The sequence below is a fragment of the Nonomuraea roseola genome (genome assembly GCF_039535395.1).
In the GTDB taxonomy this organism is placed as follows: Bacteria; Actinomycetota; Actinomycetes; order Streptosporangiales; family Streptosporangiaceae; genus Nonomuraea; species Nonomuraea roseola.
Map to the genome: position 1 here is coordinate 31,545 of NZ_BAAAXC010000013.1, position 21,092 is coordinate 52,636.

Sequence of the window (21,092 nt, forward strand, 5' to 3'; positions counted from 1 at the left end):
GGGCGGGACGGCGGGGCACCACCGCCGTCCCGCCCGTGCGGTCTCAGCCGTCGCCCAGCTCGGGAGGGCGGTGCTCGTACGGCGTGCTCAGCACCACGGTCGTGCGGGTGGAGACGTTCGCCGAGGCGCGGATGTGCTGCAGCAGCTCCTCCAGCGCGAGGGGCGAGGCGACGCGCACCTTCAGGATGTAGCTCTCGTCACCCGCCACGCTGTGGCAGGCCTCGATCGCGCTCAGGTGGGCCAGCCGTTCCGGCGCGTCGTCGGGGGCGGCGGGGTCGATCGGCTTGATGGAGACGAAGGCGGTCAGCGGCAGCCCGACGGCGTCGTGGTCGACGAGCGCGGCGTAGCCGCGCACGACCCCGCGCTTCTCCAGGCGGCGCACCCGCTGGTGCACAGCGGAGACCGAAAGGCCCGTCTCCCTGGCCAGGTCGGTGAAGCTCATCCGGCCGTCCTTGGCCAGCAGCGTGACGATCCTGCGGTCGATCTCCTCCATCCGATCAACGGTAGCGGCAGATGGTCACGAGGTGGTCCCGACCGGCTGCGCCCTCAGCTTCATCGCGTGCTCGACGAGCTGGATGAGCACCTCGCGGCTGGAGTCGCGCTTGCGGGCGTCGCAGAGCACGAGCGGGATCGACGGGTCGAGGCCCAGCGCGAGCCGCACCTCGTCCAGCTCGTAGACGGGCGAGCCCTCGAAGCAGTTGACCGCGACCACGAACGGCGTGCCGCGCCGTTCGAAGTAGTCGACGGAGGGGAAGCAGTCGGCCAGGCGGCGGGTGTCGGCCAGGATCACCGCACCGAGCGCGCCGAGCGCCAGCTCGTCCCACACGAACCAGAAGCGCTCCTGCCCGGGCGTGCCGAACAGGTAGAGCATGTAGTCGTCGCCCATGGTGATGCGGCCGAAGTCCATGGCGACGGTCGTCGTGCGCTTGGCCTCCACGCCGGAGATGTCGTCGACCCCGGTGGACCGGTCGGTCAGCGTCTCCTCGGTGCGCAGCGGCCGCGTCTCGGAGACCGAGCCGACCATGGTCGTCTTGCCCGCGCCGAACCCGCCGGCGATGAGGATCTTGATGGCGGTCGGCAGCCGCCGCCGATCAGAGCGACCGAAGACCATCGAGCACCGCCCTGTACATCTTCTCGTCTTGCATGTCCACCTCGGGTTGGGGATCCTGCACGGTGACGAACCCCTGGTCGAACAGGTCGCCCAGCAGGACACGGATGGTGCCCGCGGGAAGGTCCAGCCGGGCGGCGATCTCCGCCACGGAGATCGGCTCGCGGCAGAGCCTGGCGATCGACAGGTGCTCGGGGTCCAGGCCCGCCTCCGGGCCCGGCGGGCCGCCCACGGCGACGGCCAGCGAGATCAGGTCGAAGGAGCCCCTGACGGGTTCGGTACGGCCGCGCGTCACCACGTACGGCCTGACGATCTCCGGATCGACCCATTCCTCGTGCGTCATCGCTTCGCCTCGTTGCGCGCGGGAGAGGTGAGGTACTGGCCGACCCTGGCCACCAGCATGGCCATCTCGTAGGCGACCAGGCCGATGTCGGCGTCCTGCAGGCACAGGACCGCCAGGCAGGCCCCCTCGCCCGCGACCGTCACGATGAGGTAGCGGGACTTCCACTCCACGACGGTCTGGCGTACCGCTCCGCCGCCGACGTGCTCGCTGACGCCTCTGGCCAGGCTCTGCAGGCCGGAGGCGACCGCCGACAGGTGCTCGCCGTCGGTTCTGTCGAGCTCCTTGGACGAGGCCATGAGCAGGCCGTCGGAGGAGAGCACGATCGCGTGCTCCACCTCCCTGATGCGGCCTGCCAGGTCGTCAAGGAGCCAGGTCAGGTCGGTTGAAGAGCCAGGTCTCACGCCTCCCCCTCGGTCAGCTTGGCCGCCTGCGTCCTGCCCAGGCGGGTACCCGACTGGAACGAACCCATGATCGCGCGGATCTCCTCAGGCGAGCGCTCGTCTTCGTCCTGTTGCCGCGACTGCGCGGCGTCGTCCGTCTTCAGCCCGGGGGCCAGACTGGCCTGCGGCACGCGGACCGGCAGGCCCGACGGGGTGAAGACGGGGGTGGCCTGCTCGCCCTGCTCGCTCTCCTGCGCTCCCTTCGCCGCCTGGCCGCCTTGGGCGGCCACCTCGTCCTGGACGCACACGCTCGCCGGCGCCGCTGCCGGCACGCGCGTCTCGGGAGCCTCCGCCCCGGGCGCGTGTCTGACGGACAGCGGTGGTTTGGCGACCCCCGCGGCCGGCCCGTTCAGAGGCGCCGGCCCACCGCTCCCCCACCCGTCGTCCGCGGGCCCGTCGTTCACAGCCGCGTCGCGCGCCGGCCTGTCGCGCACCGGGCCGTCGCTCAACGGGCCCGCGCCGACCGCCAGATCCCGTCGCCCCTCGGTCACCGGACGCGCGGGCCGCCCGGTCGCGGGCGGCGGACGAAGCGCGGTGGCCGGTGGCGGCGGACGCAGCGCCGTGGGTGGCAGCCGGAGCGCCGTGGCCGTGGCGCCCAATGCAGTGCCAGGAGCAGTGCCAGGAGCGGCGCCGAACGCGGTCCTGGGCGCCGGGATGGCGGGGACACCGTTTCGGTCCTGCTCGGGCTCGGGCTCGGTGCCGATCAGCTCACGCGGAACGAGGACGGCCACCGTGGTCCCGCCGTACTGCGAGGCATTCAACTGGACCTGGATCTGGTGCCGTTCGGCCAGCCTGGCGACCACGTAGAGGCCGAGCCGGGCGGCGCCCGTGAGCCTGAACCCTGACGGCTCGGCGATGCGCTCGTTGGCGGCCTGGAGGTCCTCGGGCGTCATGCCGAGGCCCCTGTCCTCGATCTCGAAGACGTACCCGTTGGCCACGACCTGCCCGCCGACCTGCACCATCGTGTAGGGCGGGGAGAAGGAGACGGCGTTCTCGATCAGCTCGGCCAGCAGGTGGACGACGTCGCCGACGGCCTTGCCCGCCAGCGTCGCCTCGCCCGTGAGCAACAGCTGGACGCGGGTGTAGTCCTCCACCTCGGCCAGCGCGCCGCGCACCACGTCGATCATGGGCACCGACCTGCGCCACGTACGGCCTGGCGAGGAGCCCGACAGCACGATGAGGTTCTCGGCGTTGCGCCGCACGCGGGTGGCCAGGTGGTCGAGCCTGAACAGGTCGCGCAGTTCCTCGGGCTCGCTCTCGCGGCGCTCCATCACGTCGAGGACGGTGAGCTGCCTGTGCACCAGGCCCTGGGTCCTGCGGGCGAGGTTGAGCAGGATGTCGCTGATGCTGCGGCGCAGCTCGGCCTGCTCGACCGCGACCCTGACGGCGGTCTCCTGGACGGAGTTGAAGGCCCGGCCCACCGCGCCGATCTCGTCGTCGCCGAACGTCAGCGGCGGCGCCTCGACGGCCACGTCGACCTCCTCGCCCCTGCCGATGCGCTCCACCACGCGCCGCAGCCGCTCGTCCGACAGCCCGTGCGCGGCGTCGCGCACCTTCTTGAGCTGGGCGAGGATGGACTTGGTCGTGGTCACGGACAGCACGATCGAGGCGATGACGGCGAGGAGGCCGAGGCCGCCCACCAGGAGGAGCCTGACGATCACGCCGACCGCGACGGGCGTGGCGCGCTCGGCGAGGCCGTCGCGGCCCTTCTGCACGGTCCTGTCGAGGCCGGCCATGACCGGGTCGGCGGCGCCCCTCCACTGCTCGGGCCCCGGCGGGGCGATGCCCTGGACGAGCTGGTCCTCCAGCTGGCGCAACCGCGTGAAGGCGGCGCCACCGGCGAGCTCGTCGTAGCCCTGCCTGTCGGCCTGGGGGAGCTCGCTCGCCGCCTCGGCACTGGCGAAGCGCTGGGCGCCGACGATCAGCGCGAACTGACCGCGCTCGGCCTCGGTCGGCCCGCCGGCCGCCAGCGCGCCCGCGATCAGCGCGTCCTCCTGCGAGAGGATCTCGATCGCCCTGCTCATCTCGGCGAAGGTCCTGGCGTCCTTGGTGATCTGCTCGTCGTCGACTCCGCCGAGCGCGTCGTGGGCCAGGTAGATCGAGTCGATGACCTCGGTGTAGGTGATGGCGGCGCGGACCCGATCGACCTTCCCCGCGTCGATCGAGACACGCGCCGCCTTCAGCCCCTCGATGCGCCTGAACACCTGCCGCAGGCGCAGGTCGAGGGTGTCTGAGGCGGCCAGGCCCACGCTGGTGGACCCGGCCTGTTCGGTGAAGGCGTGCGCCGCGGCGTCGGTCCTGGCCCGCTGGATGCGCAGCGCCTCCTCCGCGCCGGCGCCCCGCTGTCCCAGGTGGACCAGCGACAGGCGGCGCTCCAGCTGGAGTTGTATCACCAGCGCGTCACCCGGGTCGGCGACACCGCTGTTGAGCGTGGTGGCCCGGAGCAGGTCGGCACCCTCGCGAACAGTCACCCACGCGGCGAACGCCCAGAGCGCCGTCAGGGACAGGAGCAGCGCCGCGACCTTGGTCCGCAACCGCGAGTTACGCAAGCGCATGTGCACACCTGAGGAAGTCTTTCATCACAGGACAATCACGGCCCCTTGCGCCCCATCACTCCGGACACCCTAGCAACGCCACATTCTTCACTCAATACACAACAAACTGTAAATGTCGCTTTTGCCGGATTTAATGGCATTTAGCGGAGCCGCCGATTCATGATCGTATCAGGATGGACACTCTCTGGTCGCGTTCCGCGAGATGCAGCGAGGCGAGGACGGCCGCGCGCACCACCGCGCGAGGGCTGTAGAGATCCTTGTCGTGCCAGAGCGCGGGCTGGCTGTCGAGGTCGGCCCCGCGCAGGAACCGGTAGCCCTCGGCCGCCGCCCGCGCCAGGCGGGGATCGTCGCCCGCCGTGGTCAGCAACAGGATCTGCAGCGCGTAGGCGCTCTCCTCCGGCGTGCCCTCCCATCTGCCCCACGAGCCGTCCGGCCGCTGCGTGTCCAGCACCCAGGCGACCGCCCTGCGCACCGGCCCCGCGCTTTCCGGGCTGCCGTAATCGTCGAGGGCCAGCGCGCAGCTCGCGGTCGCGTAGTACGGCGAGGCGTGCCAGCGGTCCTCCCACGCCCCGTCGGCCCGCTGCCTGCTCGCCAGCCAGCCGCCCAGACGCGCCATCACGGGGCGATAACGATCGCCCGCGACGGGACAGCGCTCCACGTATTTGCCGAGGGCGTCGAGCACGTGCGCGTTGACGGTCGGCGAGTGGCCGTCCTCGCCCTGCCAGGTGCAGAAGTGGGTGCCGAGGTCGAAGGCGAGCAGGCTTCCCGGCTCGTGCGGGGCGCCCAGCATGGCCAGCGCGTAGAGGGCGACCGAGGTGGTGTCGGCGTCGGCCGGCAGTCCGGCGCCCGCGGGCGTCCCCGCGGGGCCGATCGCCGCGCGCAGGTCGGCGATCATCTCGGGCGGGACGTCCAGCTCGATGCCCGCTCTGGCCAGCCAGCTCAGCACCCAGCCGCGCTCGAACACCGTGATCGGCAGGCCCACGGGCACCGGGCCGCCGTGCCTCCTGGCCACCGCCTCCAGATGCAGCCTCGCCGCTGCGGCCCCGAGCGTCGCCTCGCCCGCGCCGCTCCCCTCGGCCGTGAGGTCGGCGTGCACGGGTCCGTCCTGGATCGCGGCGAGCCAGGCGGCGGTCGCGGCGGGCGAGGCGCCGACGGTGCCGATCGGGGTGGGACGGACGGCGTGCGCGCCCCTGGCGGCCGAGCCGGCGATCTCCAGGGCGTGCAGCAGCTTCTCGGGCAGTTTCGCGCCGGAGGCGATCCAGCCCCGCACCGCCTCCAGCCTGGCGTGATCCATCCCTTGGGGCAGCGGCAGCGGCGCGCCCAGCCCTGTCAGGTGCTCGTTGATCAGTGAGACGAGGAAGGGGACGATGAGCTCGACGGCGGGCATGTCGGGCAGCGTGTGGCCCGCGCCGAGCCGTACGGGGAGGATCTCCAGGCCGCGCAGGACCGCGGTGGACAGTTCCGCGCGCGGGCCGGGCTGGGTGTCGGACGCGCCGGAGGTGCGGCGGCACTCGGACATCAGCGCCTCGACCGCGCTGAGCGTGGGCACCAGGTCGTAGCCGTCGGGCGGGCCCCAGGCGCCGTCGGGCCGCTGGGTGCGCAGCAGGTAGTCGACCCGTTCGGCGTGGCCGGTGAGCCACGGCACCAGCGTGACGAGGCGGCCCGTCTCGTAGACCGAGGCGGTCACCTGGCCCCACGGCCTGGCCATCAGCCCGTCGACCAGCTCTCGTGCCGCCGAGGCGATGTCGTTCACAGCTCTCTCCAGGTGTCGGCGATGCCGTGGAAGCCGATGGCGAAGCCGATCTGCCGCTCCAGGTGGAGCGCGGTGCGCGAAGAGGCGTCCCTGAGCCGCTTGGCGGTGAACAGCCGCCGCGGCGCCTTCCCGCTGTCGCCCCAGGCCTGGCCGGCGGCGAGGATGCCGTCACCGGACAGCGGAATCATCGGATCGCAGAACGTACCCTCACGTAGGTGGTTCGCCTGACTGGTGCCCAGGACGTGCCGCACATGGACGGGATAGGCGGCGAGGAAGGGGCGCGAGGGGCCGAGACTAAGCTTGACCTGAGCGCCTCCGGCCTCGGATCCGGCCTGTTCGAGCGCCTTGACCGGGTGGCGGGCGGGTCCGGCGAGAGCGAGGCAGAAGGGCAGCGTACGGACCCGACCGGTCGACATTTACTCCTACTTCACAAACTTCATGATGGTTCGCGTGGAGTATCACATGATCGGCTGTTACTGATCAAGGTTGGGGATTGGTGGTTGTTTATGGTGACTTGCCGGTTCATCGGAGGATCGTCGGCTGACTTCGCGCCGATTCATCGGAGGATCGATGCCTGACATCGGCTTTCCCGCCGGCGCGCTCGCCAGATGCAGGCAGCTGCTCGAGCCGGCGATGCGCGCGACCGTAGCCGATCTGCATCCCTGGACCGAGCGGATGGCCGCCTTCACGCTCGGCTGGTCCGACATCGACGGCACACCCGTAGAGGCCGACACCGGCAAGGGGCTGCGGCCCGCCCTCGCGATGCTGTGCGCCGAGGCCGCGGGCGGCACGTTCGAGTCGGCGGTCCCCGGCGCGGTCGCGGTGGAGCTGGTGCACGTCTTCTCGCTCGTGCACGACGACATCATCGACAGCGACGAGCGGCGCAGGCACCGGCCCGCGGCGTGGAAGGCGTACGGGGTCGGGCCCGCCGTCCTGGCCGGTGACGCGCTGCTGGCCCTGGCCGTCAGGTCCGCCGCCAGTGGCCCGCACGCCGCCGCGGCCGCGGGTCTGCTGTCGTCGGCGCTGGTGGAACTGGTGCACGGCCAGACCCTGGACATGGCCTTCGAGGAGCGGCCGTGGACGGGCCCCGAGGCGGTGACGGTGGCCGAGTACACCTCGATGGCCGCCGACAAGACCGGCTCCCTGATCGGCTGCGCCGCCGCCCTCGGCGTGACGTTCGCCGGCGCGCCGGCCGACCTCGCCACCCGGATGTACGGCATGGGCCGCGACCTCGGCCTGGCCTTCCAGATGGTGGACGACGTGCTCGGCATCTGGGGGGATCCTTCACGCACGGGCAAGCCGGTCTTCGGCGACCTGCGCCGGCGCAAGAAGACCCTCCCCGTGCTGGCCGCCCTCGCCCCCTCCCTGCCGCGATCCTCCGGCTCCGCCGGGACGTCCGCGAGCGGCGAGCTGGCGCTCCTGCTCTCCTCGGGGGCCGACGACGAGGACGCCGTACGGCTGGCCGCCGACCTCATCGAGAAGGAGGGCGGCCGCGACCGGGCCCTGTCCATGGCCGCCGACCACGCCTCCCGCGCCCTCGACACGCTCGACGCCGTCTTCCCCGACGCCCGCGACCTCCGCGCGCTGATCACCTCACTTCTGGATCGCACCCACTGACCCAGAGCCCGAGACCTCCGCGCGTTGATCGCCTCACTTCTGGATCGCGCTCCCACTGACCCAAAGACCGAGACCCTCGCCCCGGCAAGGCTCCGCGGCGGCTCCTGAACCTTCCCGTCGGCAGGCGACCGAGCACCGCGGATCCACCTCGCCCCCGGACGATCGGCCCGGTCGGACCCCTGGCATGACCCGCTTGACTCACCCCGGGGGAGCGCACCGTGGCGATCAGGTGGACTTTGACGATCGACTGCGCCCACCCGGCGAAGGTGGCGGAGTTCTGGGCGCCGGCGTGGGGATACAAGGACGGTCTGAGCAGGCTCCGCGCTCCTACGCGGGAGCCTCGGCGAGGGCGGCCAGCACCTGCTCGCCGTACTTGGCCAGCTTGCTCTCCCCCACCCCCGACACCCCCGCCAGCTCCCCCAGCGTCGCCGGGCGTCTGGCCGCGATCTCGCGCAGCGTCGCGTCGTGGAAGATGACGTAGGCGGGCACCCCCTGCTCCTTGGCCGTCGCCCCCCGCCACGAGCGCAGCAGCTCGAACACCGGCTGCGCCTCCGCGGGCAGCTCGGCCACCGCCGCCTGCCTGGCGGACTTGGCCGGCCTGTCGGCCTTCTTGGCCACCGGGTCGTGCCTCAGCATCACCGGGCGCTCTCCCCTCAGCACCCCGGCGCTCGCCTCGGTGAGCACCAGCGTGCCGTAGTCGCCCTCCACCGCCAGCAGCCCCATGGCGAGCAGTTGCCGCACCACCCCGCGCCACTGCGTGTCGCGCAGTTCGGTGCCGATGCCGAACACCGTCAGCGAGGCGTGGTCGAACTGCAGCACCTTCTCGGTCTGCCTGCCGAGCAGGATGTCGATCAGCTGGCCCGCGCCGAAGCGCTGCCCCCGCTCACGTTGCAGGCGCAGCACGGTCGACAACAGCTTCTGGGCGGCGACCGTGCCGTCCCAGGTCTCCGGCGGGTTGAGGCAGGTGTCGCAGTTGCCGCAGGGCGCGCCCTCCTGCCCGAAGTAGGCCAGCAGCCGCACCCTGCGGCACGAGGCCGTCTCGCACAGCGCGAGCATCGCCTCCAGGTGCGCGGCCTGGCGCCGCCGGTGGGCGTCGTCGCCCTCGGAGGTGTCGATCATGCGGCGCTGCTGCACGACGTCCTGCAGGCCGTAGGCGAGCCACGCGGTGGCCGGCTGCCCGTCGCGCCCCGCCCTGCCGGTCTCCTGGTAGTAGCCCTCCACGGACTTGGGCAGGTCGAGATGGGCGACGAAGCGCACGTCGGGCTTGTCGATGCCCATGCCGAAGGCGATCGTGGCCACCATGACCATGCCGTCTTCGCGCAGGAAGCGGGCCTGGTGCGCGGCGCGCGTGCGGGCGTCGAGACCCGCGTGGTACGGCAGCGCCCCCACGCCGTTCTCCTGCAGGAACGCGGCGACCTTCTCCACCGAGGCGCGCGAGAGGCAGTAGACGATGCCCGCCTCCCCCTCGTGCTCGGTGCGGATCAGTCGCAGCAGCTGCCGCTTCGGCTCGTTCTTCGGCTCGATGCGGTACTGGATGTTGGGCCTGTCGAAGCTGGCCACGAAGTGCCGCGCCCGCTCGAGCCCCAGCCTGGCGGTGATCTCCTTGTGAGTCTCGGGGGTGGCGGTGGCGGTCAGCGCGATGCGCGGCACCTCGGGCCAGCGCTCGTGCAGCGTGGACAGGGTGAGGTAGTCGGGCCTGAAGTCGTGGCCCCACTGCGCCACGCAGTGCGCCTCGTCGATGGCGAACAGCGAGACCGCCCCCCTGGCCAGCAGGCGCAGCGTCTGCTCCGACCGCAACCGCTCGGGGGCGAGGTAGAGCAGGTCGAGCTCGCCCGAGACGAACGCCTCCTCGACCGCGGCCCGCTCGCCCTGCTCCTGCGTGGAGTTGAGGAAGCCGGCCCTGACGCCCGCGGCGGTCAGGGCGTCGACCTGGTCCTGCATGAGCGCGATCAGCGGTGAGATCACCACGCCCGTGCCCTGCCGTACCAGAGCGGGGATCTGGTAGCACAGGGACTTGCCGCCGCCTGTCGGCATGAGCACCAGCGCGTCGCCGCCTGCGACGACGTGGTCGATGATCTCCTGCTGCCCCTCCCTGAAGGAGTCGTAGCCGAAGACGCGCCGCAGCACGTCGCTTGCCTGGGGACCGCGCTCGGGGGAAGTCACCGGGCCATGGTAGGAGAGGCGGCCGACGAAATCCGCCGCCGCGCGAGACTCGGGCCGCCCGTCGAGGCGTGCGGCCAGGCTAGGGCGCGGCGTCGTAGCGCTCGCGCGCCCTCTCCACCTCGCCGAGATGGGTGTCGGACCAGTCGACGAGCGTGTGGAAGACGGGCAGCAGGGTGCGGGCCAGCGGGGTGATCTCGTACTCCACCCTGGGCGGCATCTCGGCGTGGTAGGTGCGGCCGACCAGGCCGTCGCGCTCCATCTGGCGCAGCCGCTGGGCCAGCACCTTGGGAGTGATCGCGGGGACCAGCCGCCGCAGCTCGGTGAAGCGGGTGCGGCCCGCCCTGCCACGCCCCACCAGCAGCTCGACCAGACCGCGCCCGCGCCGCTGCAGGAGGAGCTGTGGCTGAGGATGGCCGGCCTGCCGGGCGTGCGCACCGGCCGCAGCGGCGTCTCGCTGCCCGACACCCGCGCCCTGCACCTGTCCGAGGCGTCGGGGCCCGCGAACGCGTACCTCATCGGCGCCGAGTTCGCCCACCTGCACGGCGCGCACGACGGCAGCCTGCACCTCACGCTGCCGGGGGCCGAAGCGGACCACGCGATCGAGCACGGCTGGGCCGAGCCGCACCCCCTCGCAGGCACGGGCCCGATCCCGCCTACGATCGTCATGGTGTACGGCCCGCGCGACCGCGAGGAGTTGGAGGTCGTCTGGAGCCTCGTCCAGACCTCCTGCGCCTACGCCACGGCGACGCTCAGAAGCGGTAGCGAAGAATCCGCCCCACGTCCCTGAGCCCTGGGATGCGCGCGAGCACCCACATCTGCGCCCTGCCCACCGCGGGCAGCAGTTCCAGGCCCGGCATGTCGACGCTGCGCAGCGCGTCGAGGCAGACCAGCCCCTCGTGCCACCCCTCGATCACCCGGGGGTCGTCGACGCCCCAGTGGAGCGTCGATCCCGAGTTGCGGACGGCGGGCACCAGCTTCTGCATCCTGATGCCCATCGAGCCGTAGACGTCGAACAACAGCTGCCCGCCGGGGAAGCGGCCGGTGATGCGCTGGATGAGCCGCCTGCCCTCCTCCTCCCGCAGGTACATCGACAGCCCCTCGAAGACCGCCACGACCGGACGGTCGGCGGGCACCTGCTCGAGCCACTCCTCGCCGGTCACCGAGGCGCCGATCTGCCGGTAGTCGCCTTCGGGGACCGGCAGGAGGCGCTCGCGCAGCGCGACCACCTCGGGATAGTCGACGTCGACCCACCGGACGGTGGCGGGCCTGGCGAGCCGGTGCGGCCGGGTGTCGAGGCCGCAGGCCAGATGCAGCACGGTCGACTCGGGCCTGGCGGTCATGAACTCGACGATCCAGTCGTCGAGCTGCCTGGCGCGCAACGCCACCCCCGCCGCCGTCGTCGCGGTCATCCCCGTCCTGCGGAAGTCGTAGTCGATCCTCCGCATCACCCTGACGGCCTCCTGGTCACCCAGGATGGGCCTGCGGGCGCGGGTGTCGAGCGCCTTGCCGTACAGGGTGGCGAGCAGGGTCTCCTGCGCGCCGGTGAGGGTGATCTTCTGGCGGTCCGTCATCCTCGTGACGCTACCCCTCGCGACGCCGCCGCACGAGAAGGAGTGATCAGGCGCCGGAGCCGCCCGCGGCGACCACCTGAGCCAGGCTCCTGGCCTGCTCGACCACCCGGCTGCCGCCCTTGCGCGCCGCCAGTTCGGCGAGGCCCTCCAGGTCGGCGCTCGTCCCCGACAGCGTGGCCGCTCTCACCGCGACCGCCAGCAGGTCGCCCAGCCCCGCCGCGGGCCTGTGCCCCTGGCGCGGCAGGATCGGCGGAAGGGCTGCGGCGAGGACCGACCACACCTCGGCGTGCGCTCCCGCCATCACCACGTCGTCCAGCACGGCGGTGACCCGGTTGAGCTTGAGCAGGCCGGCCTGGAGCAGGCTCGCGACGGCCGCCCCCAGGTCGGCGGCCGGCAGTTGCCCGCGCGCGGCCAGCGTGATCAGCGCGTCGGCGGCGGCCGCCCGCTGCTCGCGGCGTTCGTGCCCCATCCCGACGGCGATCGCGCCCGCGGTGGCGGCTCCGAGCGGGCCTTCACCGTGCACGAGGGCCGCCAGAACCTCGGTATCGCCGGAGGTGGGCAGGTACTCGAGCAGATGGGCGGCGAGGACCTCCCGGTGCGAGGGCATGATCGACGGCCACCACTCCAGGTCGTGCGCGTACCCCGGATAGCCGGTCGTCCGCTCCAGCGCCCAGAGCTCGGTCAGCGGCTCGGTCAGCGGCGCGGGCAGGGTCGTCGTCGGCTCGACCCTGGCGTGCGCCTCCACCACCTCCTCCATGAGGGAGGAGTAGGGGCTCCGCCTGCGCACCGGCTCCACCGCCCAGCCCACCACCGGGTCGGGCAGCCCGCTGTCGCGCAGCCAGGCCGCCAGTACCGCGCCCGCCCGCGAGGTCAGCCTCCCCGCCCGGACGGCGAGCGCGGGCTCGCTCCGCCTGGGCAGCCGCAGCAGCGCCTGGAGGAAGTCGGCCTCGAGCGGCTCGGCTCCGTCGAGCAGCTCCATGCGCGTCACGAGGGTCTCGGCGTCGACGTGCCCGGTCGGCGCGGTCGGCGCGGCCAGCAGCACGGGCACCGTCGCTCCGGCCTCGAGCCGTTCGATGATCTCGTGGAAGCGTCGCCGGACGAAGAGCGTGAGCGGGGGCTCGGCGAAGTGGCGCTCGCCGGTCAGCCGCGCGGTGATGGCCCTGCTGTGGTCGGGCGAGACGACCGCCAGCACGCATCGCGCCAGGAGCACGCCGTGGTTCTCGGCCAGTCCGAAGAAGTGGCCGTCGGCTTCGAGCGGCCGCCACCAGCGGCTCTCCAGCCACGGCCGCAGCGCCTGCGCGACGGCGCCGCGGTCGCGATGGCTGAGCTCGACCAGCGCGGCGAGGGCTCGCTCGAACTGCGCGGGCGCGGCCGGCTCGGCCTCCAGCCACACCGCAAGCTCCGCCGCCGAGGCGATGGGCGGCGGCAGGTCGGGCAGGTCGCGCGCCATGAGGACGGCCACGGCCAGAGGCTCGGAGGGCGCGGCGGCCACCTCGCCGAACGCCGCCTCGATGCGGCCGCGCGGCCCGTCGGGCAGCAGCCCGGCTTCCTGCCGGACCGCCTCACGCGCCGGCTCGCCCGCGTGCGGAGCCAGAGCGACCGCCAGCCGTACCGCCCTGTCGCGCAGGGCGGGCGTGTCCTGGCCGAAGACGGTCGCCAGCGCGGGCAGCGCGCCTTCGGCTCTGGACGGCGCGGCCTCGGCGATCCACCGCAGCCCGGCCGTGACGTGCTTCTTCTCCGCCCTGAACGTCAGCGCCTGGACGGCCTCGGCCCACAGCTCGTCGTCGACAGCGCCCGCCGCGTCGGCCCGCCGCAGCTCCTCCGCCATGAGCTCCACGAGGAGCGAGGGGGCGGACGGCAGCAGCCTGACGAAGTCGAGCACCGGGATCTCGGCCACCTCGGCGCCCAGCCGGCGCCACAGCGTCACGAAGGGCGCGAGCTCGCCGCCCTCGCCTCCCGCCATGAACCTGCTCGCGCAGCCCTCGAGGAGCGTCCGCCTGCTGACCCTGCCCGCCGCGGCCAGCGCGGCGAGCTCGTCGATCATGGTGGTGGAGCGGCCGTTCTCCCAGGCGAGCGCCTCGGCCACCCCTTGCGCGTGGAAGAGCCTGGGAACCATCTGGTCGAGCAGCGGATCCTGGGCCAGGTCCGGAGCGTCGCCCATCTGCCGTCGTTCGGTCAGCCGCCATGCCCAGCCGGCGACGAACGCGTCGCTGTCGGGGACGTCGACCCCCGTCTCCAGCACCAGCGCCGCGGCCAGCTCCCAGCCCTCGCCGCTCCTCGGCCACCCTCGGCGGGTGAGCGGGCGTAACCGCCGCACCAGCCGGACCGCCAGTTCCTCACGCCATTTCACCGGCCGGTCCTCGATCAGCGAGAGGATCCTGGCGGCGTCGGTCTCCGGCGCGGACACGCCGCGCAGCTCCCGCCGGTTCAGCCAGGCCGCGACCTGCGCCGCCCCGCCCAGGCAGGCCGCGCCCGCCAGCCGGAACCCGGTCGCCCTGTCCCGCACCTCCCAGCGGGCCTCCCAGCCCCGGCCCACACGGCCGGCCAGATAGCCGGGCAGTTGCACGGCCACCGCCCGCCTGCCCAGCTCGCCGAAGCCTCGGAGAAGCTCCACCAGGTCCTTGTCGTCGCCGGCCTCGATGCGCTCGACGACCTCCTGCCACGGATTCATGTCGAGGACCCTACGCAGGGCCTCCGACAATCTTGGACTGCCTGCCCTGGGCGGGCGCGCGCGTGCGTCCCGCCGCGGCGAGACCCGCGGCCATGCAGGTCAACGGGATGGCCGGGACGACGTAGCGGACGTCGAACCCGGTCAGGAACGGCGGTGCCAGAACCAGCGCCGCGGCCGCCAGGCCCGGCAGCAGGGCGTCGGGCCGCCGCCGTACCGACGCCAGGACGAGGGCGCCCCCGAGCAGCGCGACCAGCAGCGGGAAGGGCAGGTATCCGAAGCGCTGGTAGCCGCGCAGCCACCCCGCGTAGGGCTCGGTGAGCCTCGTGGCCGCCGGGCCGCCCTCGTAGGCCTCCGCCACCGCCCTGGTGGACTGCCTCAGCGGCCGCTCCCCGAAGGGGAACCAGTAGGGATTCGTCTTCGTCATCGACGCCGACCTGGCCGTGGTGCGTTCCCAGCGCAGCAGTCGCCGCAGGTCACCTGCCCCTGCGGCCAGGTAGTCGAAGGGCTGGGCCATGATGGCGGCGCGGGCGAACCGCCCTGCCAGCGCGTTCCTGTCGCGTGGCGTACCGGCCGGCGGGGACGCCGCTCCCCACATCCAGAAGGCGGGCGCGGGCCTGGCGGTCACCGGCGTCGTGGGACAGAGCCGCGCCAGCCTCGGTTCCGGCCGTATCACCGAGCAGTCGGCGAAGGTCATGGTGCGCGCCCAGAGGAAGAGCCCGTCGGCCCGAGTCAGCCCGAACGTGCCGCTCGTGCCGTACATCCAGGTGGCGTACGCCACCAGCGGCAGCGCCCCCGCGAGCACCAGCCCGGCCAGGGGCCGCCATCCGGTACGGCGCAGCAGCGCGAACACCACGGCCAGCACCAGCACGGCCACGCCGATGGTCCTGGTGATCGCCCCCAGCCCGAGCAGCGCCCCGCCGACGCCCGCCGACAGCGGCGTGACGGCCCGGCGCGACAGCGCCATCACCCCCGCCGTGACCAGGACTGTGAAGAGCGCGTCGGCCATGATCATGTGTTCGAGGAGGATCAGGAACTCGTCGTACAGCAGGGGCATGGTCACGACCGTCGCGCCCAGGCCCGGCAGGCCGCGCCGGCGCAGCAGGACGTACACCGCGACCGCCAGGCCCACACCGAGGACGTGCTGGACCGCGGTGACGAGGGCGAGGCTGTGACCCGGCGCCAGCGCGGCGAGGAACAGGGAGTACCCGAGAGGCCGGAACGTTCCAGGGACAGGGTCGGCCGCCGCTCTGAGGTAGGAGAAGGAGTCCGCCCAGAACCACAGCGCGGGCTGGTAGCCGGCCATCGCGAGGACTCGCAGGACGAGGGCTGGGATCATCGCCAGCAGGAACGCGCGATGGCGGTTCGCGGGCAGCACAAAACCAGGCGATGGCACGTGCACGAGGAGACTCCTAGGAGATGGCCAGCCGGGGTTCCCCGTGCCGACGTGGTCGTCTCCTTGCTTTCACCACATGTCCGCGAAAAGGTTCACGGCGGCCGTCCCTCGAGGTCCCCTGGGCGCCGGTGAGGGGGTCCTCTCCCTGTGGTCCACGTGTGCGACGCGACGGTAATCCCGTTGCCGGGAATTGTGCGGGTTCGGCACGCTGATCGCCATGAGCATCCCCTACCGGCAGATCCGAGCCGCTTACACCGAGGAGTCCATCACCGTCTACCAGGCCTACGATCCGGCCGTCGCCGCTCCCGCGGTGGCGGCGCAGCGGTTCGTCCCGCCGTTCAGGCGCGGGCGGATGACCTGGATCAAACCGTCGTTCCTGTGGATGATGTACCGCTGCGGCTACGCCACCAAGGAGGGCCAGGGCCGCGTGCTGGCGATCGAGCTGACCCGCGAGGGGTTCGAGTGGGCGCTGACGCACTCCTGCCTGTCGGACAGGCGGGACATGCCGGTACGCGTCCAGTGGGATCCCGAACGCGACCCCCGCCACAACGCGCTGCCGTACCGGTCGATCCAGATCGGCCTGTCGGGCGAGGCCGTCGACCGCTACGTCGGCGAGTGGACGCTGTCGATCACCGACCTGACCGAGCAGGTCCGCGGCCTGCACGCGGCGCTGCGCGCGGGCCGCGACCTGACTCCTCTGCTGCCGGCCGAGCGTCCCTACCCGCTGCCGAGGGAGCTGGCGGAGGTCATCGGCGCGACTCGGGAGTGAGGGCGCGGCTGATGACCAGGCGCTGGATCTGGTTGGTGCCCTCCACGATCTGCAGCACCTTCGCCTCGCGCATGTAGCGCTCGACGGGGAAGTCCTCGACGTAGCCGTAGCCGCCGAGCACCTGCACCGCGTCCGTGGTGACCTTCATGCACATGTCGGTGGCGAACAGCTTCGCCATGGCGGCCTTCGTGCCGTACGGCCTGCCCGCGTCGCGCAGCCGCGCGGCCTCCAGGTACAGGGCGCGGGCGGCGGCGATCTGCGTGGCCATGTCGGCCAGCATGAAGCCGATGCCCTGGAAGTCGACGATCCGCGAGCCGAACTGACGCCGCTCCCCCGCGTAGGCGACGGCGGCGTCGAAGGCGGCCTGGGCCACGCCGACCGCGCACGCCGCGATGCCGAGCCGTCCGCCGTCGAGCGCGGCCATGGCGATACGGAAGCCCTCACCCTCGGCGCCGACCAGCGCGGACTGCGGGAGCCGTACCGAGTCGAAGCGGACCTGCGTCGTCGGAGACGATCGCATGCCCATCTTGTGCTCGGGCACGCCGTAGGTGAGCCCTTCCACCCCGGACGGCACGCGCAGGCAGGAGATCCCGCGGGCGCCCTTGTCGCCGGTGCGGGCCATGAGCATGTAGAAGTCGGCCACGCCGCCGTGGGTGATCCACGCCTTGACGCCGTCGACGGTGTAACCGTCGGGGCCCACGACGGCGCGGGTGGTGAGCGCGGCGGCGTCGGAGCCCGAGGCGGGCTCCGACAGGCAGTAGGCGCCGAGCAGCTCGCCGCCGACCATGTCGGGCAGCAGCTCGGCGCGCTGCTCGTCGGAGCCGAAGGCGGCCACGGGGAAGCACGACAGCGTGTGCACCGACAGGCCGAGACCGACGGCCAGCCATCCGGCCGCCAACTCCTCCACGACCTGCAGGTAGACCTCGTACGGCTGGTCGGCGCCGCCGTACTCGGAGGGGTACGGCAGGCCGAGCAGCCCCGTGGCGCCCAGGGTGGTGAAGACCTCGCGCGGGAAGCGCCCCGCGGACTCGTCGCCCGCGGCGCGCGGCGCGACCTCCTTGGCGATCAGGTCTCGGGTCAGGTCGATCAGGTCGTGCGCCTCGGGGGTGGGCAGGGCACGCTCAACGGTCATCGCGACACGCTCCAGGAATGTGGCTCGGGGTCTCCGATGTCCCGATTGTGCCAGGCCCCCCACCGGCCGGTTCCACCTCGGCCTGCGCTGTCACCCGGCCCTAGACGATCACCAGCTCGCGCGTGGTGTTGTTCAGGCGCTCGCCGCCGTCCTGCGTGCACACCAGGATGTCCTCGATCCTGGCCCCGTGCCGCCCCTGCAGGTAGATGCCAGGCTCGACCGAGAACGCGAAGCCCGGCTCCATCGCCTCGGTGTTGCCCGCCACGATGTACGGCTCCTCGTGCGTCTCGATGCCGATGCCGTGGCCCGTCCTGTGGATGAAGTGCTCGCCGTACCCCGCCTCGGCGATCACCGTGCGGGCCGCCGCGTCGATCGACTCGCACGTCACGCCGGGCCGTACGGCCTCGCACGCGGCGTCCTGGGCGCGTCTGAGCACCTCGTAGTAGGCGACGAAGTCGGCAGGCGGCTCGCCCACGCAGTAGGTGCGGGTGGAGTCGGAGCAGTAGCCGTTGTGCAGCTGCCCGCCGATGTCGACGACCACGGGCTCGCCCTCCTGGATGACCCTGTCGGAGACCTCGTGGTGCGGGCTGGCGCCGTTCGGGCCGGAGGCGACGATGACGAAGTCGACGGTGGAGTGTCCCGCGGCGAGGATGGCGTCGTGGATGTCCTTGCCGACCTCACGCTCGGTCCGCCCGGCCTTGAGGAACTGGGGCACCTGCCGGTGCACGGAGTCGATCGCCTCCCCTGCCTCGCGCAGCGCGGCGACCTCGCCAGGTGACTTGCGCATGCGCAGCTCGCGCAGCACGGAGCCGGCGAGCACCTGCTCGGCGCCCGGCATGGCGGACCTGAAGCGGAGCGAGGCCATCGCCCACATGCGGTCGGCCAGGCCCACCTTGGCGACCGAGCCCAGCCGGCTCGCGACCACGCCGTACGGGTCGTCGGTCTCGTCCCACGCGACGAAGTCGAGGCCGAGGCGCGCGGCCGGTGAGGCTTGCGCCGCAGGCAGCTCCAGACGTGGCACCATCATGAAGGACTCGCCACGGGCGGGCACCACCAGGCAGGTCAGCCGCTCGAGCGGCAGCGCCTCGTACCCGCTCACGTAGCGCAGGTCGGGGCCTGGCGTGAGCAGCAGGGCGTCGAGCCCCGCCTTGGCGGTGGCCTCCTGGGCGGCGGCGAGGCGGGAAACGGGATACAGATCTTCGGACGTCACAAGGGCCAATCTACCCTCGTCAAATTCCCCGAAAAGTCTCACAACACGCAAGCCGCCGCTACACTCTGTAGAAGGACGATCACATAACGTGGGGCAATTGTCCCGTTCCAGTGCATACGAGAAGTGAGCCCCTTATGGTCGGCGTCGTGGGCGGCCCTCAGGCACCCCTTCCCTCCAGTGACGACCGGCGGCCCGGCGGGCCGATGACGGCCGCCGAGCTCCTGCAGCAGCTCACCGACCAGCTACGGCGGCGCGAGTCCGCCGAGACGCTGTCCGTCCAGCTGGGCCACGCCCAGCGGCTGGGCAACATGGGCTGGGCCCAGTGGAACCTGCGCACGGGCGAGGCCGTCTGGTCCGACCACGTGTACGTGATCTTCGGTAGAGACCCGTCGGCGGGGCCTGTCGGCCTGTCCGAACTGGCCGACCACGTCGAGCCCGCCGACCTTTCCACGCTCGACCAGCTGCTCTGGGCGGTCGGCGAGGGCGTCGAGCCCGTGCACGCGGAGTTCAGGATCAGGAGGGGCGGCGAGGTGCGCAACCTGCGCGTCGTGCTCGAACCCCTCGTCGGGGCAGGTGAGACCACCGGCGTGCACGGAGTCGTCCAGGACATCACCGGACGGCGCAGGGCAGAGCGCATCATGTCCGAGTCGCGCCGCCAGCTCATCGAGGCGCGCGAGAGGGCGGCCGAGGAGCGCAACGTGATGATCGCGCTGCGCGAGGCCATCCTGCCCGAGCCCGTCGGCTGCCTCGACCTGCCGCGCACCCGCGTGGCGGTGCGCTACGTGCCCGCGGAGAAGGCGGCCAACCTGGGCGGCGACTGGTTCGAGGCGGCGGGGCTGCCCGACGGCAGGGTGCTGCTGGCCATCGGCGACGTCTCCGGGCACGGCCTGCCCGCGATCGCGCACATGGCCCAGCTGCGCCACGCCCTCATCGGGCTGACCATGACGGGACAGGCCGCCGACCAGCTGCTGTCGTGGCTGAACGAGCTGGTGATGCACCGCCTGCACGACACCACGGCCACCGCGCTGATCGGCCATCTCGACACCACCACCAACGTCTTCACCTGGGGGCAGGCGGGCCACCTCGCGCCGATCCTGGTCAGGGACGGCATGGCCAAGCAGCTCGACTCGCCGCGAGGGGTGCTGCTCGGGGCGGTGTGCGAGCAGCCGTACGAGCTGGCCAGCATCGAGCTGCGCCCCGACGACCTGCTGCTGCTGTTCACCGACGGGCTGGTGGAGCGGCGCACCCGCGACCTCGACGAAGGGCTCGCCCTCGCCCTGTCGGCCGCCCGCGAGCTGCCGGTCTACGACCTCGACTCGGGCCTCGACCAGCTGGTGACCAGCATCGGAGGGCCCAATCCCGAGGACGACGCCTGCCTGCTGGCCGTCGGCATCCTCGGCCTCTAGCGACCGTTCCCTGCGCCGCGGCCCGAAACTGTCGCCGGGTGGTGCGACGATGGGGGCGTGCTGATGCTTCTCGACACCCCGTCGCTCTACTTCCGCGCCTTCTACGGCATCCCGGAGTCGATGACGGCGCCCGACGGCATGCCCGTCAACGCGGTGCGCGGCCTCATCGACATGATCGCCACGCTGGTGCGCCAGCACTCCCCCACGGAGCTCGTGGCCACCATGGACGCCGACTGGCGGCCCGCCTTCCGCGTGGCGGCGATCCCCACCTACAAGGCGCACAGGGTCGCCTTCGGGCACACCGAGGAGGTGCCCGACACGCTGGTGCCGCAGATCCCCGTCATCGAGCAGGTGCTCGACGCGGTCGGCATCGCCCGCCTGCAGTCCGACGGCTACGAGGCCGACGACGTCATCGGCACCCTCACCCACCAGGCCCGCGGAGCGGTCGACATCGTGACAGGCGACCGCGACCTGTTCCAGCTCGTCGACGACTCCCGCCCGGTGCGGGTGCTCTACACCGCTCGCGGGGTGCGCAACCTGCAGCTGGTCGACGAGGCCTTCGTCACCGAGAAGTACGGCATCCCCGGGCGCGGCTACGCCGACTTCGCCACCCTTCGCGGCGACCCGAGCGACGGCCTGCCGGGCGTCGCGGGCGTCGGCGAGAAGACCGCCGCCTCCCTGATCACCAGGTTCGGCTCCCTCGAGGCGATCCTGGCCGCGCTCGACGCGGGCCAGAACGACGGCTTCCCCGCCGGGTCGCGCACCAAGCTGGCCGCCGCCCGCGACTACCTGCGGGTCGCGCCCGCCGTCGTCAAGGTCGCGGACTCCGCGCCGCTGCCCTCCGCCGACCTCACCCTGCCCGCCAAGCCGCGCGACCCCGAGGCCCTGGTGCGGCTGGCCGACCGCTACGGCCTCGACTCCCCGCTCAACCGCCTGCTGGACGTCCTGACCGGCTGAGCAG

General features: G+C 72.5%; 19 protein-coding genes. 5 read left to right on the top strand and 14 right to left on the bottom strand.

The features are described 5' to 3' along the window. Positions 1-43: 43 nt before the first annotated feature. The 7 genes from ABFX55_RS16840 to ABFX55_RS16870 form a co-directional block, all read right to left on the bottom strand. On the bottom strand, positions 44-493 hold the full coding sequence (locus ABFX55_RS16840; protein ID WP_183661574.1) for an Lrp/AsnC family transcriptional regulator: 450 nt from the start codon (positions 491-493) through the stop codon (positions 44-46). Between the two features lie 24 nt (positions 494-517). Next, positions 518-1,111 (bottom strand): GTP-binding protein, encoded by a 594-nt coding sequence (locus tag ABFX55_RS16845; RefSeq protein WP_183661576.1) that lies wholly within the window; start codon positions 1,109-1,111, stop codon positions 518-520. Further along, the gene (locus ABFX55_RS16850; RefSeq protein ID WP_183661577.1) at positions 1,092-1,451 is read right to left on the bottom strand and encodes a DUF742 domain-containing protein; all 360 of its coding nucleotides are present in this window, start codon (positions 1,449-1,451) and stop codon (positions 1,092-1,094) included. The genes ABFX55_RS16845 and ABFX55_RS16850 overlap by 20 nt, the downstream gene beginning before the upstream one ends. Beyond that, positions 1,448-1,852: a roadblock/LC7 domain-containing protein gene (locus ABFX55_RS16855; RefSeq protein WP_346122082.1), complete on the bottom strand. Its 405-nt coding sequence runs from the start codon at positions 1,850-1,852 to the stop codon at positions 1,448-1,450. Before ABFX55_RS16855 ends, ABFX55_RS16850 begins: the two co-directional genes overlap by 4 nt. Next, positions 1,849-4,446 carry a sensor histidine kinase gene (locus ABFX55_RS16860; RefSeq protein WP_346122084.1) on the bottom strand — a complete coding sequence of 866 codons (2,598 nt, stop codon included), beginning with the start codon at positions 4,444-4,446 and terminating at the stop codon, positions 1,849-1,851. Before ABFX55_RS16860 ends, ABFX55_RS16855 begins: the two co-directional genes overlap by 4 nt. A gap of 157 nt (positions 4,447-4,603) precedes the next feature. Further along, a complete protein-coding gene (locus tag ABFX55_RS16865; RefSeq protein ID WP_346122085.1) occupies positions 4,604-6,199 on the bottom strand; it encodes a prenyltransferase/squalene oxidase repeat-containing protein in 1,596 nt (531 codons plus the stop codon). Beyond that, positions 6,196-6,615: a hypothetical protein gene (locus tag ABFX55_RS16870; protein WP_346122087.1), complete on the bottom strand. Its 420-nt coding sequence runs from the start codon at positions 6,613-6,615 to the stop codon at positions 6,196-6,198. The genes ABFX55_RS16865 and ABFX55_RS16870 overlap by 4 nt, the downstream gene beginning before the upstream one ends. Before the next feature lie 154 nt (positions 6,616-6,769). On the opposite strand from ABFX55_RS16870, the gene ABFX55_RS16875 reads away from it, so the two are divergent. After that, positions 6,770-7,816 carry a polyprenyl synthetase family protein gene (locus ABFX55_RS16875; protein ID WP_346122089.1) on the top strand — a complete coding sequence of 349 codons (1,047 nt, stop codon included), beginning with the start codon at positions 6,770-6,772 and terminating at the stop codon, positions 7,814-7,816. A 327-nt stretch (positions 7,817-8,143) separates the two neighbouring features. Here the strand turns inward: ABFX55_RS16875 and recQ are convergent, their stop codons facing one another. Next, positions 8,144-9,979 (bottom strand): DNA helicase RecQ, encoded by a 1,836-nt coding sequence (gene recQ / locus ABFX55_RS16880; protein ID WP_346122090.1) that lies wholly within the window; start codon positions 9,977-9,979, stop codon positions 8,144-8,146. Positions 9,980-10,058: 79 nt separating this feature from the next. Further along, a complete protein-coding gene (locus tag ABFX55_RS16885) occupies positions 10,059-10,334 on the bottom strand; it encodes a winged helix-turn-helix transcriptional regulator (RefSeq protein WP_346122092.1) in 276 nt (91 codons plus the stop codon). Positions 10,335-10,388: 54 nt separating this feature from the next. Between ABFX55_RS16885 and ABFX55_RS16890 the strand changes: the two genes are divergently transcribed. Next, complete coding sequence (locus ABFX55_RS16890; protein WP_346122093.1) at positions 10,389-10,766, top strand: luciferase domain-containing protein; 378 nt, start codon at positions 10,389-10,391, stop codon at positions 10,764-10,766. On the opposite strand, the gene ABFX55_RS16895 is transcribed toward ABFX55_RS16890, so the two are convergent. From ABFX55_RS16895 to ABFX55_RS16905, 3 genes are read right to left on the bottom strand one after another with little or no spacing between them, the layout of a single operon-like run. Next, a complete protein-coding gene (locus ABFX55_RS16895) occupies positions 10,729-11,550 on the bottom strand; it encodes a class I SAM-dependent methyltransferase (protein WP_346122095.1) in 822 nt (273 codons plus the stop codon). The genes ABFX55_RS16890 and ABFX55_RS16895 overlap by 38 nt on opposite strands. A gap of 46 nt (positions 11,551-11,596) precedes the next feature. Then, on the bottom strand, positions 11,597-14,221 hold the full coding sequence (locus ABFX55_RS16900; protein WP_346122097.1) for a DUF7825 domain-containing protein: 2,625 nt from the start codon (positions 14,219-14,221) through the stop codon (positions 11,597-11,599). A 10-nt stretch (positions 14,222-14,231) separates the two neighbouring features. Then, positions 14,232-15,596, bottom strand: coding sequence for a hypothetical protein (locus tag ABFX55_RS16905; protein WP_346122099.1), 1,365 nt, complete (start codon positions 15,594-15,596; stop codon positions 14,232-14,234). 235 nt (positions 15,597-15,831) lie between these two features. Between ABFX55_RS16905 and ABFX55_RS16910 the strand changes: the two genes are divergently transcribed. After that, entirely contained in the window at positions 15,832-16,383 is a 552-nt protein-coding gene (locus ABFX55_RS16910; RefSeq protein ID WP_346122101.1) for a DUF4291 domain-containing protein, read from the top strand. Here the strand turns inward: ABFX55_RS16910 and ABFX55_RS16915 are convergent. Further along, a complete protein-coding gene (locus ABFX55_RS16915) occupies positions 16,361-17,515 on the bottom strand; it encodes an acyl-CoA dehydrogenase family protein (protein ID WP_346122103.1) in 1,155 nt (384 codons plus the stop codon). The two genes, ABFX55_RS16910 and ABFX55_RS16915, sit on opposite strands and share 23 nt — an antisense overlap. A 100-nt stretch (positions 17,516-17,615) precedes the next feature. Beyond that, the gene (locus ABFX55_RS16920; protein ID WP_346122105.1) at positions 17,616-18,725 is read right to left on the bottom strand and encodes a M24 family metallopeptidase; all 1,110 of its coding nucleotides are present in this window, start codon (positions 18,723-18,725) and stop codon (positions 17,616-17,618) included. A 146-nt stretch (positions 18,726-18,871) separates the two neighbouring features. Here ABFX55_RS16920 and ABFX55_RS16925 point away from each other — a divergent pair, with 146 nt between their 5' ends. Together ABFX55_RS16925 and ABFX55_RS16930 are read left to right on the top strand one after the other, a co-directional pair. Continuing rightward, positions 18,872-20,131, top strand: coding sequence for a PP2C family protein-serine/threonine phosphatase (locus tag ABFX55_RS16925; RefSeq protein ID WP_346122107.1), 1,260 nt, complete (start codon positions 18,872-18,874; stop codon positions 20,129-20,131). Positions 20,132-20,194: 63 nt separating this feature from the next. Next, positions 20,195-21,088, top strand: coding sequence for a 5'-3' exonuclease (locus ABFX55_RS16930; RefSeq protein ID WP_346122520.1), 894 nt, complete (start codon positions 20,195-20,197; stop codon positions 21,086-21,088). Positions 21,089-21,092: the final 4 nt, after the last annotated feature.